The 14,496-nt window shown below is 58.5% G+C and carries 10 protein-coding genes; 3 read left to right on the top strand and 7 right to left on the bottom strand.

Features of this window, described 5'->3' with window-relative positions:
- Positions 1 to 61 precede the first annotated feature (61 nt).
- The 7 genes from DXD94_RS05360 to DXD94_RS05330 form a co-directional block, all read right to left on the bottom strand.
- Positions 62 to 1,513, bottom strand: coding sequence for a PTS transporter subunit EIIC (locus tag DXD94_RS05360; protein ID WP_040358954.1), 1,452 nt, complete (start codon positions 1,511 to 1,513; stop codon positions 62 to 64).
- A 45-nt stretch (positions 1,514 to 1,558) separates the two neighbouring features.
- Positions 1,559 to 2,941: a family 43 glycosylhydrolase gene (locus DXD94_RS05355; RefSeq protein WP_117743236.1), complete on the bottom strand. Its 1,383-nt coding sequence runs from the start codon at positions 2,939 to 2,941 to the stop codon at positions 1,559 to 1,561.
- 184 nt (positions 2,942 to 3,125) lie between these two features.
- A complete protein-coding gene (locus DXD94_RS05350; protein ID WP_225093894.1) occupies positions 3,126 to 4,136 on the bottom strand; it encodes a LacI family DNA-binding transcriptional regulator in 1,011 nt (336 codons plus the stop codon).
- Positions 4,137 to 4,547: 411 nt separating this feature from the next.
- The gene (gene grcA3 / locus DXD94_RS05345; protein ID WP_055252439.1) at positions 4,548 to 4,799 is read right to left on the bottom strand and encodes an autonomous glycyl radical cofactor GrcA3; all 252 of its coding nucleotides are present in this window, start codon (positions 4,797 to 4,799) and stop codon (positions 4,548 to 4,550) included.
- An 85-nt stretch (positions 4,800 to 4,884) separates the two neighbouring features.
- Positions 4,885 to 6,936: a formate C-acetyltransferase gene (gene pflB, locus DXD94_RS05340; protein ID WP_117735726.1), complete on the bottom strand. Its 2,052-nt coding sequence runs from the start codon at positions 6,934 to 6,936 to the stop codon at positions 4,885 to 4,887.
- A 468-nt stretch (positions 6,937 to 7,404) separates the two neighbouring features.
- A complete protein-coding gene (locus tag DXD94_RS05335) occupies positions 7,405 to 8,421 on the bottom strand; it encodes a 2-keto-3-deoxygluconate permease (protein WP_117735727.1) in 1,017 nt (338 codons plus the stop codon).
- A gap of 108 nt (positions 8,422 to 8,529) precedes the next feature.
- Positions 8,530 to 9,279, bottom strand: coding sequence for an SDR family NAD(P)-dependent oxidoreductase (locus DXD94_RS05330; protein WP_117763451.1), 750 nt, complete (start codon positions 9,277 to 9,279; stop codon positions 8,530 to 8,532).
- 250 nt (positions 9,280 to 9,529) lie between these two features.
- Between DXD94_RS05330 and DXD94_RS05325 the strand changes: the two genes are divergently transcribed.
- The 3 genes from DXD94_RS05325 to DXD94_RS05315 are packed head-to-tail and all read left to right on the top strand — an operon-like array spanning position 9,530 to position 14,198.
- Positions 9,530 to 9,979: a MarR family winged helix-turn-helix transcriptional regulator gene (locus DXD94_RS05325; RefSeq protein WP_117763450.1), complete on the top strand. Its 450-nt coding sequence runs from the start codon at positions 9,530 to 9,532 to the stop codon at positions 9,977 to 9,979.
- Positions 9,976 to 12,342 carry an ABC transporter ATP-binding protein gene (locus tag DXD94_RS05320; RefSeq protein WP_117763449.1) on the top strand — a complete coding sequence of 789 codons (2,367 nt, stop codon included), beginning with the start codon at positions 9,976 to 9,978 and terminating at the stop codon, positions 12,340 to 12,342. The genes DXD94_RS05325 and DXD94_RS05320 overlap by 4 nt, the downstream gene beginning before the upstream one ends.
- Complete coding sequence (locus tag DXD94_RS05315; RefSeq protein ID WP_117743242.1) at positions 12,342 to 14,198, top strand: ABC transporter ATP-binding protein; 1,857 nt, start codon at positions 12,342 to 12,344, stop codon at positions 14,196 to 14,198. Before DXD94_RS05320 ends, DXD94_RS05315 begins: the two co-directional genes overlap by 1 nt.
- Positions 14,199 to 14,496 lie beyond the last annotated feature (298 nt).

Below are 14,496 nucleotides of genomic sequence, written 5' to 3'. Positions count from 1 at the left end.
CACACGAGCCGAACGCCCTTCCCCAAATGGACTTATCCGCACATTACGCTGAACGGCTCAACTAGAAGCTAACGTCGAAGCCAGCGCCAGCGCCCTCTTCATCGGTGGTCGGCACGCCCTTTGCCTTGTTGTAGGCAAAGATCAAGACGATCGGCACGATGAAGGCGATGAGATTGCCAGCCACATACCACACGAGCGTCTCGGGCGTAACGATGAGCAGGCCAAGCACGCCGGTCAGACCCTGACCGATGGCGCGCACCTCAAAGAGCTTCACGAAGGCACCGCCGCAGCCTGCACCGATGCAAGCGCAGATGAACGGGATGATCGAGTAGCGCATGTTTGCAGCAAAGATTGCGGGCTCGGAGATACCGACCAGCGTCGGGATAAAGGACGACATGCAGATGTTGCGCTCTTTGGAATGCTTCTTGTGAATGAGGTACATGCCGATGGCGCCGCCGCCCTGGGCGATGATGGAAACCGACCAGATTGCCTGGATGTAGTTGAAGCCAGTCGTGGCAACGAGGTTTGCCTCGATACCCTGGATGAACTGATGCGTACCGGTAACGACGAGCGGCTGCAGGAATGCGGCAAAGACAAAGGCACCGAAGACGCCCATCCTGTTGTACAGGATATCGATTACGCCGGCGAGGACGTCGCCGATCAGGTTGCCGAGCGGGCCGAACACGGTGAACAGGGCGACGTTAGCAAGAATCAGGGTAACGGTCGGAACAAAGACGAACGAAACGACCTCGGGGATGTACTTCTGGGCAATCTTCTCGACCTTGGCCATAAACCAGGCAGTCAGGATTGCAGGGAACACGCCGCCCTGGAAAGCAACCATGGGAATGGAGAGCGGACCGAAGTTCCAGTACTCAGCACCCGTCGGGTCCATAACGAACGTGTTACGGTTCATAAGGCTCGGGTGAACCATGACGATACCGACGAGGATGCCCAGGATCGGGTTACCGCCAAAACGCTTGACCGCGCTGTACATAACCAGGACAGGTAGGTAGTCGAAGGTGGTGGCGATAATGGCAAAGAAGCTTGCGAGGTTCTTGAGGAACTCGCTGTGATCGGCGAGGCTGCCCTCCATGCCAAAGAGGCCGTTGGCAACGATCAGCGACTTAAGGCCGATGATGATAGCAGCGCCGACGAAAGCGGGAATGATGGGGATAAAGATGTCCGAGAATACCTTGAGGACCGAGAAGAACTTGCCCTTCTTGTCCGCCTCGGCGCCCTTGACCTCGGAAGCGCTGATCTCCTTAACGCCCGTCAGAGCCATAAACTCATCGTAAACCTTGTTGACGGTACCGGTACCGAAGATGATCATGAGCTGGCCGCTGTTGTACAGCACGCCCTTGACGCCATCGATGTTCTCGAGCTCGGCCTTGTTGTACTTGCTCGTATCCTTGAGCACCAGACGCAGACGCGTAACGCAATGCGTGGCGCCCTCGATGTTCTCCAGACCGCCGACGTTATCGACGACTTGCTGAGACACTACTTTGTAGTCCATGTTCCTCTCCATTCCCTTACGAAATCATAAGACGTTTTGATGCCATTACAGAGACGCGATCGTTGCATTTGCGCACTTAAGCGTACCGTCGGTGACCGTCAGCGCCACACCCTGGCCCTGCTTATTGCAGAATCGAGCGTTAAGCGCAACATCATCGACAAAGATGGTCGCGATATCGTCGTCAACGACCAGGCGCACATGATGAGTGCCCTCGCCCTTAAAGAACAACGGACGCTCGAGGCCCATGTTGTTGACCTGGAACCACGGATACTGGGGGGCCGCCGTAAACTCGAGCTTGCCCTCACGCAGGTTGGCGCGGAACTCATAGGCAAGACCGGACTCGGCGTCCTCGGCAAGCTTCACCGAGAAGCCGGCAGCGTCACCGGCGAGCTCGATGTCGGCATCGAGCATATAGGTGGAACCGGCATCCGCGGCGAGCACCTGCTCGACCTTGCCCGACTCGCAGGAGAGCTCAAAGGCCTCGACTGCCTTAGCCTCGCCAAAGGCGCCAAGCATGCTGTCAGGAAGCTTGGTGCCGAGCGTTCCGTCGGCACGCTGAACGATCTCGAGGGGCATAAAGGTGCCACCCCACAGGTAAGAGCTGGGGTCGCCGCCCTCGTCACGCGTAGGAACCCAACCAAAGAGAACGCGGCGCTCGCCGTCAAATGCGGTACGCGCGGCATAGTACGCGCGGCCATCGAAGGAATCGTCCGCAGGAGTGATCCAAGGACCGTTGATAGAGCGAGACATGCGGTAACGGGTCTTGTTGCCATCACTGTACTCGGAGAACACCAGATACCACCAGTCGCCCATCTTAAAGAGATCAGGCATCTCGAACATGGTGTACAGGCCCGGATTCCACCAGTCGCCCTGGAACTCCCAGGTATCCAGGTCCTTGGAGGTGAACTTGACCAGACGACCGGTCATCAGACGCTTGTCCTCGCCCACACGCGTGCCGAGGATGAGCATGTACTCTTCGTTCTCCTCATCCCAAAGCACAAAGGGATCGCGCCAGTTGCGGTCATCGTAACCCTCCTGGGGCGGAAGCAGCGTCTCGGCGATGTTCTTCTCCCACTTGACGGCGTCGTCACTCGTTGCGTGAAGAAGAACCTGCTTCATCAAGCGTGCCTTGACCTTATCGCGATTGCAACCAGTGTAGAGCGCATGGTACTTGTCGCCCACCTTAAACACCGTGCCGGCATAAACATACTGGTCGACTTCCTCGTCGCCGCCACGCTCAAGGCTCTCGCCAAAGTCTTTGTAATTGACGAAGTCCTTGGTTGTCGCGAGTGCCCAGCCAAACGGCTCTCCGAAAGGTCCGGGGTTTCGCGTGTCACGCTGATGATAGAGATAGAACGTGCCGTCCTCGCCGTACGGCATGATGTCGCCTACCCAAATTCCCTCAGGCTGGTAATACACCTTGTGCATCCGAGACTTCCTTTCTCACGAGATACTAACTCGGTACAACTGCAAGATATGTCAATCGTTTTCATATGTCAAACGTTTTCACACCAATACGTCTTTTCGCAGTTCCAGTCGTCGGCAAACGGTTGACATATGCCGGCGAACGGTCATCAGAGGTGTTTGAGGAATTCTTTTGGCACGGGATGAACTACGCGGTTTTACCCTCAATGAGTTCAACGGGGAGCTTGATATTCGATTCGGGCTTTTCGCCGTTAATAAGAGCAATGATGGATTGCGCCGCGAGCTCTCCGATGCGATCGATATCTTGGCGAACGGTTGTTAAGTCAGGCATAAACGTCATAGTGCGGCGGGCACCATCCGCGCCCACGACCTTAATATCGCCCGGAGCGCTCAAGCCGCGCTGCTTCATCACGTTAAGACAGATAGCCGCCATCGTGTCGTCTCCCGCAAAGATGCCGTCAATATCGGGGTTCTCATCGAGGATCTTCGCAACGACCGCGCTCTTTTCGTCGTCGGGCTTAACGAACTCGACCTCACGGACAAGCGCGGGCAAACCGGCCTGCTCAACAACATCGAGGTAGGCATCGGTACGCTTATTGGCAGGCATGCGCATGCGGCTATTGCTGCGCAGGCACAGGATGCGCGAACACCCGTCATCGATCAGGCGACGCGTGGCAAGTTCGCCGATACTATAGCTGTCGCTCGCAATCTGAACAGAGGCCTCGCCAAGGTCGCAGTCGATACCAACCAGACTCAAACCCATCTCGGCATACGCCTCGGCACCGATATTAAGCGAGTTGACGATGACGCCATCAACCATATTGCGTCGAAGCATGTCGATATAAGAGCGCTCAAGCTCGGGTCGATTGGCGCTATTGCACAGCAGCATCTTAAAACCGTTTTCGGCCAGGGTATGCTCAATGACTTGAACCACTTGGGCATGAAACGGACTGCTGACATAGGGGACGATCATACCGATAAGATTCAGGCGACCGTTGAGCATGGCACGGGCGATATCGTTGGGCGTATAGTTGATGCGCTTCATCGCGGCATGGACCTTATCGCGGGTCTCTTGGCTAATATAGCCGCGATTATTAAGCACGCGAGATACCGTAGTAGGCGAAACCCCCGCCACCGCCGCAACTTCCTTGATGCCAGGCTTAGCCGTATCCTTAGAACGAGCACTCTCGCGAGCCATAGCACCCTCCCCCATCAACATGTCATACGTTTACATACGAACAAAGCATACCCCAACAAGAGCGGGAAGACGGTAACAGTACAAGTAAGTAAACGACTCATCCAAATAATTAGGAGAGTTCCGCCTAAAGGGTGACTACACAGGACCCAGCCAAGGCTGTTTGGGCTACCTCCCAAAATATTCCGCAGGACGCAAAGAGGCTCGCCGCACGAAGTGCGCAGCGAGCCTCTTTGCATGTCCGAGGACACCAATTTTGATTTAGCGTGGTTCCCTAAAGGGCGACAACGCAGGAGACCCGGCAAGGCCGGGAGCACTTTGTCTCGCAAACATTCCGCAGCCGCGAAGCGGCGAGGACGTTTGAGAGGCAAAGTGCGTAGGCCTTGCCGGGTCTCCGGTGGGAGTTGAGTCCCTTTAGAACTTGTTGTGGAAGGTACGCGAAATGACCTCGTCCTGCTGCTCCTTGGTGAGCGTGTGGAAGTTCACGGCGTAGCCGGAAACGCGGATGGTCAGCTGCGGATACTTCTCGGGGTGAGCCTGAGCGTCGAGCAGCGTCTCACGGTTAAAGACGTTGATGTTCAGGTGGTGGCCACCCTTCTCGGCGTAAGCGTCGAGCATGTGGACCAGGTTATCGGCCTGAGTCTCGGAAACTTCAGAAACCTTCATAATGTGTCTCCTTCGATTGATAGGCGCCGGCCGAAACCGGCGCGCCAATCAGTAATCGTTATTGTTAGTATAGCACTAACAATAGTTACTCGCCTAGCTGATCAAGGTCGATATCGCCAAAGAACACCTGGTCCTCCTTGCCGAGCGCACCCGGGATGATGGAGAAGGTGTTGGAGATGCCGTCCTGAGCATCGCGGAACGGGAGCTTGGAAACCGAAGACAGCGAGGCGATGGCGCCGAGGCTATCGCGCTTGTGCATGGGGTTAGCACCCGGGGCGAAGGGCTGGCCAGCCTTGCGGCCATCAGGCGTAGAACCGGTCTTCTTGCCGTACACGACGTTGGAAGTAATGGTCAGAACCGAGGTCGTGGGCACGGAGTTGCGGTAGGTGTCGTTCATGCGGATGTACTCCATGAACTGGTGCACAACGTCGTGAGCGATCTGGTCGACGCGGTCGTCGTCGTTACCGTACTTGGGGAACTCGCCCTCGGTCTCGAAGTCGACGATGATGCCATTCTCGTCACGGACGGGGTGGACCTTGGCGTACTTGATGGCGGACAGGGAGTCAGCCACGACGGAAAGGCCAGCGATGCCCGTAGCGAACCAGCGGTGCACGTGCTTGTCGTGCAGAGCCATCTGGATACGCTCGTAGCAATACTTGTCGTGCATGTAGTGAATGATGTTCAGCGAGTTGACGTACACACCAGCGAGCCACTTCATCATGTCGTTGTACTTTGCCACAACGTCATCGTAATCGAGCGTGTCGCCCTCGACGGCGCGGTACTTGGGGCCGACCTGCTTCTTGGAGACCTCGTCAACACCGCCGTTGAGCGCGTAGAGCAGGCACTTGGCCAGGTTGGCGCGGGCGCCGAAGAACTGCATCTCCTTGCCGATGCGCATGGAGGACACGCAGCAGGCAATGCCGTAGTCATCGCCGTGGTAGACGCGCATGAGGTCGTCGTTCTCGTATTGAATCGAGGAGCTGGCGACAGAAGTCTTGGCGCAGAACTTCTTGAAGTTCTCGGGCAGACGGGTCGACCACAGAACGGTCATGTTGGGCTCGGGGCTGGTGCCCATGTTCTCGAGCGTGTGCAGGTAGCGGTAGCTCATCTTGGTAACGAGCGTACGGCCGTCGACACCCATGCCGCCGATGGACTCGGTGACCCACTGCGGATCGCCGGTAAACAGGGCCTGGTACTCGGGGGTACGGGCAAACTTGACCATGCGGAGCTTCATGATGAAGTGATCCACGAACTCCTGGATCTGCTCCTCGGTGAAGGTGCCGTTGGCAAGGTCGCGCTCAGCGTAAATGTCGATGAACGTGGAGGTACGGCCGATGGACATAGCGGCGCCGTTCTGCTCCTTGACGGCAGCGAGGTAGGCGAAGTACATCCACTGGATGGCCTCCTGCGTGTTGGTAGCAGGCTTGGAGATATCGAAACCATAGGTCTCGGCCATCATCTTGAGCTCGCCGAGGGCACGGATCTGCTCCTGCAGCTCCTCACGATCGCGGATGTTGTCGGCAGTCATGACCGTCGGGGTGGAAGCCTTCTGGGCCTCCTTGTCCTTGATCAGGTAGTCGACACCGTACAGGGCGACACGACGGTAGTCGCCGATGATGCGGCCGCGGCCATAGCCATCGGGCAGACCGGTGATGATGTGGGCCGAACGGCAAGCGCGCATCTCGGGGGTGTAGACATCGAAGACGCCCGCGTTGTGGGTCTTGCGCTCGAAGGTGTAGCGCTCGACAACGTTCTCGTCGATCTTGTAGCCGTGCTGGCTAGCAGCCTGGCAAGCGATGCGGATACCGCCGTTGACGTGCAACGCGCGCTTGAGCGGCTTGTCGGTCTGGAGGCCGACGATGGTCTCCTTCTCACGATGGGCGTTATCGATGTAGCCAGCGGGATGGCTCACGATACCCGTGACGGTCTTGGTGTCCATATCGAGGACGCCGCCCTGCTCGCGCTCCTTGAGCAGCAGGTCGAGAACCTCGCCCCACAGCTCCTTGGTACGCTCGGTCGGGCCGGCGAGGAACGACTCGTCGCCCTCGTAGGGGGTGTAGTTCTTCTGGATGAAGTCTCGGACGTCAACCTCTCCCGTCCAGATGCCTTCCTTGAAGCCTTCCCATGCCTCCTGCATTGTGTAACCACGCTCCTAGTTACGTATTATGCGGCGCTCTCACACCGCTGCTTATTGAATTCTTGAATATTCGACCTGCATGACCGGCTTCATTCGCCTTTCATCGCGCGTTAGCGCAGGGAAAAACGTTTATTCACCTTGGTCTTGCAACCCTAAACCCAAGATTTCACCCGTCTGTGAAGGATAACATAGCCACCCCCTTCATCAGGGCTGTTATATGTTCCTTTTTTTATACCATTAGTCCTTTTTTGACAAATCCGCAGGAAACGCACGCGTCATCAGCTACCGTTCACCGAATTGTTTGATATTTCCCCTTGCCTTTATACGTCCTTCACTCTAGCTGTTATGCCAGCTTTAGCAGGGTAAAGTGTCCTAGAGACCCTTCAGAAACTGAAGGGCGGCCACGGGATTTTCCCCGCGGCCGCCCTGTGGCGTGGCTAGTTTTTTAGCTTTGATTGCCGCTTGGCATTAAGCGGCTGAGGCGGCGCTGCCGGTCGCTGCCTTGCTGTTGCTCTGCTGGCCCTGAAAATGCTTGTAGCACCAGCTGGTGACCAGCGGGGTCAAAATGGCCGTCACGATAGCGCAGGCTGCAACCTGAGCCGTAGCCGTCGCGAGCACCGCACCGCCGTACATGGCCTCGTTGACGCTAGCCATGGCAGCAGGCGTGGCCACATTGGCTCCGGCGCAGCTGGAGATTGCCGCACCTGCGACACCGGTGCCACCGGTAAGCTTATCGACCGCAACAACGGGGACAGCGAAGACCACCGAGCAGATCACGCCGAGCAGAATGCCGGGAAGACCGCCGTTGATAAGCTGACCAAAAGTCATGGTCGAGCCCATGGCAAAGAAGACGAGCACGATGATGGCGGAAAGTGCCGGTGCCATCATCTTCTTAAAGCTCGGGAAGAGGTTACCCAGAATAATGCCGACGACGATCGGCAGGATGGCGCCCACGAGCGACCAGCCGATCGGAGCCTGGCCGGCGGCGCCGAGCACGATCATCGTGACCGGAGGGCCGACAACCAGCGTAGTGATGGCGACGGCGCCACGCTCGGCCTCGTTGCCCATGGTGCCCATCAATCCAGCGTACATAGCGTTGTTGGCACCCGTGCAAGCGGCCAGCATCACCATGGCCGAGATGCCAAACAGGTTGTCGTTGAACACATAAAGGATGAGCAGCGACACGGCGACAACCACGATCTGCTTGACGGCAATGATAATGGCACCGCGGGCAGCGGCAGCAGGAGCGCTCTTAAACGAAATCGTCGTACCGACGATGAGCAAAAAAGCGCCCACAAGCGGGCCGGCGCCCTGCTGGGTCATACCGAGCGTAAAGCTGCCGAGCGTTTTAAACAGGTCGGGGAACAGCGTGTTGAGCAGGCAACCCAAAAAAAGCGGCACCAGGATATTGGCGCCCGGGATGGAGGACATCTTAAAGAACGGCTCTTTTGTTGCCGGCGCCTCCACCGCAGTCGATTCACTCATTTATATCTCCTTTTGATGCGTGTGACACGCGGCCACACGCTCCTGAGTCAGAAAGAAGGCGACGGTCCCGAGTCGCAGGAGCCGTCGCCGAATTATCGCCGCGGGGTATTACCCGTCCAGAACGATGCCGCCGTCGCAGTCGCCGATCTCGCCGTTCACGAAGCTGGCGAGGTCGGAAGCAAAGAACAGCACCATCTGTGCAGGCTCGCTAGCCTGGGCAGCGCGGCCCAGGGGAATACCGTTGATGATGCGCTGAGAGTTCTCATCAGAGAGAATCGAGGTCATGTCGGTAAGGGTAAGCGACGGGCACACGGCGTTGCAGCGGATGCCGAACTTACCGCCTTCCTTGGCGACCGCCTTGGTTAGGCCGTTGACACCGGCCTTGGAGCTTGCGTAGGCAGCAGTGCCGAGCAGGCCGCCGCCGATCTTGCCGGCCACAGAGCTCACGTTGACGATGGTGCCGGTGTGGGCCGCCTTAAAGTGCGGGTACACGGCATTCATCATGGTAAAGGTGCCGTTGAGGTTGATGTCGATGGTGCGGCGCCATTCGGTGTCGTCGATCTCGTCGAACTTTTTGGTGCTGATGACACCGGCGCAGTTGATCAGAATGTTGGTCTGGGGCAGATCCGCGAAGATCTGCTCGACGGTCTCGCGCGCCTTGGACGCATCGGCGACATCGAGCTGGTAGAACTTGTTGCCCTCTCCAAGCTCGGCCACCGCGGCCTCGCCCTTTGTAGCGTTCCTTGCGATGAGCGCGACGTGTCCGCCGCCCGCAACGATACCCTTGGCAATCTCGAGGCCAATGCCCTGAGTGCCGCCGGTAACGATCGCGGTTTTGCCCGTGAAGTCAAATGCCATGACTCCAACCCCCTTGATTCAGGTGTCTCCTTGCGGGAAGTTGGAGCATCGCGCGTGGCGTTACTTGAGTCCCAATCGTCATGGTGGTGACAACCCCTCGCCTAACCGCGTGCATGATAATTCTTTGAGACGCTTCATCAATTGAATGATTTTAAGTCTTTATGCGCTCTTTATATTGCTCACCGCATGAGGCCCGCGTATGTGGGTATCATCTTCCACCGAAAATAGTTTCTAGTGTTAGGGGTTTTCGGTGGAAGATACCGATTTCCATGAGCTTGGGCGTCGGCTCTTTACCGAGTTTGGCAGCATGCATCAGCGCATTTCGCGCTTTGCCGACCAGGCCCTGAGCGGCGAAATGGCCGTCATGCGCGCCCTCATGCTCGCTGGTGGTTCGCTCACACCGAGCGAACTCGCTGATCGTGCCTGGGTCTCGAGCGCCCGCATCGCCAATATCCTGCGCGCTCTCGAAGCCAAGGGCTGGGTCGAGCGCGAGCACTCAAAGACCGACCGTCGTCGCGTACACGTCACGGTGACCGACAAGGGATTCCAGGATCTCGAAATCAAACGTCGGGAATTCGAGAACCGCACCGCGGCTTTCCTCGAGCAGCTCGGCGAAACAGATACCCAAGAGATGGTGCGCCTTCTTAGACGCGCCAACGAAATTATCGACCGCAATCACGAAAGGAGAGATGCCGAGTGAGGATTCTCAAGCTCTTTAAAAAGCATATTCTGGCACTGTTCACAGCTATCGTACTTATCGTAATCAGCTGCAATGCCGACCTAGCGCTACCTACGTATATGAGTGACATCGTCGATGTGGGCGTGCAGCAAGGCGGCATCGCCTCGCCCGTACCCGACACCATTCGCGCCGAATCGCTCGATGACCTCAAGCTCTTTATGAGCGCCAAGGATGCCAAGGCTGTGGAGGCCGTGTTTAGCAAGGCGAACAAGAACGGCATTCGAACGTACAAGGGAACAGAGGATGAGCGCGCCGATGGCGGCAAGATTGCTGACATTATGAGCCTGCCCGAGACCGTCGTCCTTTCGCTCAACCAGGGCATCGACGCTGGCTCCATGGGCGACATGATGGGCACGTCCAACGAACAAGACAACAGCACCGCCCAGGCCATGCCCTCCCCCGAGCAGATGGCGGCGATGACGCCCGAGCAGCTCGCCGAAATGCAGCAGAAGGCCGCAGCGGCACAGAACATGCAAAAGCAGATTGATGCCGACGGCGGTAAGATCACCATGAAGAGCCTACGTCTGGGCATCGAGGGCGGTCTGGTAGACCAAAGCAAGCTCGTCGAAGGTGCTAACGAGATGGCGGACAAAATGGGCTCCATGTCGGGTTCCATCGTCACGCAGCGCGCCGTGACCTACGTGCAGGACGAGTACAAGGCACAGGGTATCGACCCCGCCGACGTGCAGAACTCCTACCTGGGCCGTATGGCGACCACGATGTTTGGCCTGTGCTTGGTGTCGCTTGTCGCCACCATCCTGACCGGCGCCGTGGCCTCGCGCACTGCTTGCTCCATCGCCCGCGACCTGCGCCGCGAGACCTTCAACAAGGTCATGCACTTTTCGCCGGCCGAGGTGGGCAAGTTTAGCCAGGCCTCGCTCATCACCCGCTGCACCAACGACATTCAGCAGATCCAGATGGCGGCGACCCTGTTCATCCGCATGTGCCTCATGGCGCCCGTCATGGGCATCGTCGCGGTTATGCGCGTCCTGGCCAACCACACCGGCCTGGAATGGACCATCGCCGTGGCCATCATCGCGGTCTCGGCCGTCGTCGGCGTGCTCATGGGCCTCACCATGCCCAAGTTCAAAAAGATGCAGAGCTTTGTGGACCGCGTGAACCTTACCGCGCGCGAGCTGCTCGACGGCCTTATGCCCATCCGCTCGTTTAACCGCGAGGAGCACGAGCTCGAGCGTTTTGACAAGGCATCGCTCGATCTGATGACCACGCAGCTCTACACCAACCGCGCCATGAGCTTTATGATGCCGCTCATGATGCTCGTCATGAACTGCATCACCGTGCTTATCGTCTGGTTTGGCGCACAAGGCGTGTCCGACGGCGTGATGCAGGTCGGCAACATGATGGCGTTTATCTCCTACACCATGCAGATCGTCATGGCGTTTATGATCCTCACCATGGTTTCGGTCATCCTGCCCCGCGCCGAGGTCGCAGCCGAGCGCGTGGAAGAGGTCATCACCTGCCCCACGAGCATCAACGACCCCGTCTCGCCCAAGCTGCCCGCAGCCAGCGCACCGCGCGGCGAGTTGTGCTTCCGCGACGTGAGCTTCCAATACCCCGATGCCCGCGCCGATGTCATCAGCGGCGTGAACTTCACCACGCACGCCGGCCAGATGCTCGGCATCATTGGCTCCACGGGCTCGGGCAAGTCCACGCTCGTGCAGCTGATTCCGCGCCTGTACGACGTGACGGGCGGCAGCATTTCGCTCGACGGTATCGACGTGCGCGATATGACCCTTTCCGAGCTGCGCCGTCGCATCGGTTACATCCCGCAGCAGGGTCGTCTGTTCTCGGGCACCGTCGAGAGCAACCTCAAGTTTGCCGGCGACATGGTGAGCGACGAGGATATGCGCCAGGCCGCATGCATCGCCCAGGCCGAGGACTTTATCGCCGAGCGCGAGGGCGGTTACGACTCCCCCATCAGCCAGGGCGGCTCCAATGTCTCGGGCGGTCAGCGCCAGCGTCTGGCCATCGCCCGCGCCCTGGCCAAAAAGCCCGAGGTCGTAGTGTTCGATGATTCGTTTAGCGCCCTCGACTACAAGACCGACGCGCGCCTGCGCGAGGAGCTTGCCAAAAACGTCACTGACGCTGCGCTCGTGGTCGTGGCCCAGCGCATCGCGACCATCATGCACGCCGACCAGATCATCGTGCTCGATGACGGCCACGTGGTGGGCACCGGCACGCACGAGGAGCTGTTGCACAACTGCCCGGCGTACTTGGAGATCGCACAGTCGCAGCTTTCTGCCGAGGAACTGGGGCTTACCCAAGAAGAGATTGCAGCTGTTATGGAAGGAGGCGAGCGATAATGGCAGACGAGACCAAGACTCAGATTCCCAAACCCACCCGCCAGCGTGGCCCCATGGGTCGTATGGGCAGCATGGGCCGCGGCGAAAAGGCCAAGGACTTTAAGGGCACCATTCGGCAGCTGCTCGGCTATATCGGCCAACACAAGGTTGCCGTGTTTGCCGCCGTCGCCTTTGCCGTGTGCTCGGTCATCTTTAACATTGTGGGGCCCAAGGTGCTCGGCCAGGTTACGACCAAGCTGTTCGAAGGCCTGGTTGCCAAGGTCAACGGTACCGGCGATGTCGACTTTAACTGGATCGCCAAGACGCTCGGCTTTTTGCTCTGCCTGTACCTGGCGAGCTCTGCCTGCAGCCTGATCCAGGGCTGGCTCATGACCGGCGTTACGCAAAAGATCTGCTACCGCATGCGCAAGGAGATCGCCGCCAAGATCGCCGTCGTACCGATGAGCTACTTCAACGGCCACAGCAAGGGCGACGTGCTCAGCCGCATTACCAACGACGTCGATACGCTCGGCCAGTCGCTCAACCAGAGCGTGACGCAGCTCATCACGTCCATCACGCAGATTATCGGCGTACTCGTCATGATGCTGTCGATCAGCCTGCCGCTCACCGGCGTCACCGTGCTCACGCTGCCGGCCGCCGCGATTATCTTGATGGTGATGATTCACTTCTCGCAGCCGTACTTCCGCGAGCAGCAGCAGGTCCTGGGCACCGTCAACGGCATTATCGAGGAGGACTTTGCCGGCCAGAACGTCATTCAGGTGTTCGACCGCGCCGAGGCCTCGATCGAGGAGTTCGATAAGGAGAACGACCGTCTCTTTATTAGCGGCTGGCGCTCGCAGTTCCTGTCGGGCCTGATGATGCCGCTTATGAGCCTGGTGGGCAACATGGGCTACGTGGGCGTCGTCGTGGTGGGTGCGCAGCTCGCGCTGACCGGCAATGCCACGCCTGGCGATATTCAGAGCTTTATCCAGTACGTTCGCAACTTTACGCAACCCGTGCAGCAGCTGGGCAACGTGAGCAACACGATGCAGTCGATGGCCGCCGCCACCGAGCGCGTCTTTGAGTTCTTGGCAGCGCCCGAGGAGGAGCAGAAGGTCGACGCACAGATCCCCGAGAAGCGCCCTGGCCACGTGGAGTTTGACCATGTCAAGTTTGGCTACACGCCGGACAAGACCATCATCCACGACTTTAGCTGCGAGGCGCAGCCCGGCCAGACCATCGCCATCGTCGGTCCCACCGGCGCTGGAAAGACCACGCTCATCAAGCTGCTACAGCGTTTCTACGATGTGGACGACGGTTCGCTACGCGTCGAGGGCATCGACGTGCGCGACTGGGACCGCGCGGCACTTCGCGGCGAGTTTGCCATGGTGCTGCAGGATACCTGGCTGTTTAACGGCACCATCCGCGAGAACATCCGCTACGGACGCCCCGACGCGAGCGATGCCGAGGTCGAGGCAGCTGCACGCGCAGCGCGCTGCGATCACTTTATCCATACGCTCGCCGGCGGCTACGACTTTATGATCAATGAGGAAGGCACGAACCTGTCGCAGGGCCAGCGCCAGCTCGTGACCATCGCTCGCGCCATTTTGGCCGACCGCCCGGCGCTGATTCTGGACGAGGCGACCTCCAACGTGGATACCCGCACCGAGGAGCTCATTCAGCGCGCCATGGATGCGCTGATGCAGGGCCGCACCAGCTTTGTCATCGCGCACCGCCTGTCCACGATCCGCAACGCCGACGTGATCTTGGTAATTCGCGACGGCGACATCGTCGAGAAGGGCACGCACGATGAGCTGCTCGCCCAAGGCGGCTTCTACGCCGACCTGTACAACTCGCAGTTCGACGAAGCGGCGTAAATTCTGCCGTAGGGAACGAATAACGCCCGAGAACGGGGGCGCAGGACAACCTGCGCCCCCGTTTTGTGTCCTTTGGGCCTCGAAACGCCTCCCCTGGAACCTGATTGACGCTCTCCCTCAAGACCCCGTGGGCAAAAAATGGCAAATATGAGTACTGTCACCTTTTTAGTAACAGCCAAAACTGCCCCAAACGACGTCTTTGCGGCCTAGATATGCCTTCAAATTGATCAAAACGCCCGGTAGCATGCTTCTGCGTGCCAACGTTAATGAACATATTTACTGTTGTGTCTAATATCTT

This window comes from Collinsella sp. TM10-22 (assembly GCF_003466125.1).
GTDB lineage: Bacteria > Actinomycetota > Coriobacteriia > Coriobacteriales > Coriobacteriaceae > Collinsella.
This window is presented reverse-complemented; position numbering and strand designations above follow the sequence as displayed.

Excerpts from the sequence above, each read along its gene's own strand:
- DXD94_RS05360 (WP_040358954.1), bottom strand. The coding sequence starts at position 1,513 with ATGGACTACAAAGTAGTGTCTCAGCAAGTCGTCGATAACGTCGGCGGT.
- DXD94_RS05355 (WP_117743236.1), bottom strand. The coding sequence starts at position 2,941 with ATGCACAAGGTGTATTACCAGCCTGAGGGAATTTGGGTAGGCGACATC.
- DXD94_RS05335 (WP_117735727.1), bottom strand. The coding sequence starts at position 8,421 with ATGAGTGAATCGACTGCGGTGGAGGCGCCGGCAACAAAAGAGCCGTTC.
- DXD94_RS05350 (WP_225093894.1), bottom strand. The coding sequence starts at position 4,136 with ATGGCTCGCGAGAGTGCTCGTTCTAAGGATACGGCTAAGCCTGGCATC.
- grcA3 (WP_055252439.1), bottom strand. The coding sequence starts at position 4,799 with ATGAAGGTTTCTGAAGTTTCCGAGACTCAGGCCGATAACCTGGTCCAC.
- DXD94_RS05315 (WP_117743242.1), top strand. The coding sequence starts at position 12,342 with ATGGCAGACGAGACCAAGACTCAGATTCCCAAACCCACCCGCCAGCGT.
- DXD94_RS05330 (WP_117763451.1), bottom strand. The coding sequence starts at position 9,279 with ATGGCATTTGACTTCACGGGCAAAACCGCGATCGTTACCGGCGGCACT.
- pflB (WP_117735726.1), bottom strand. The coding sequence starts at position 6,936 with ATGCAGGAGGCATGGGAAGGCTTCAAGGAAGGCATCTGGACGGGAGAG.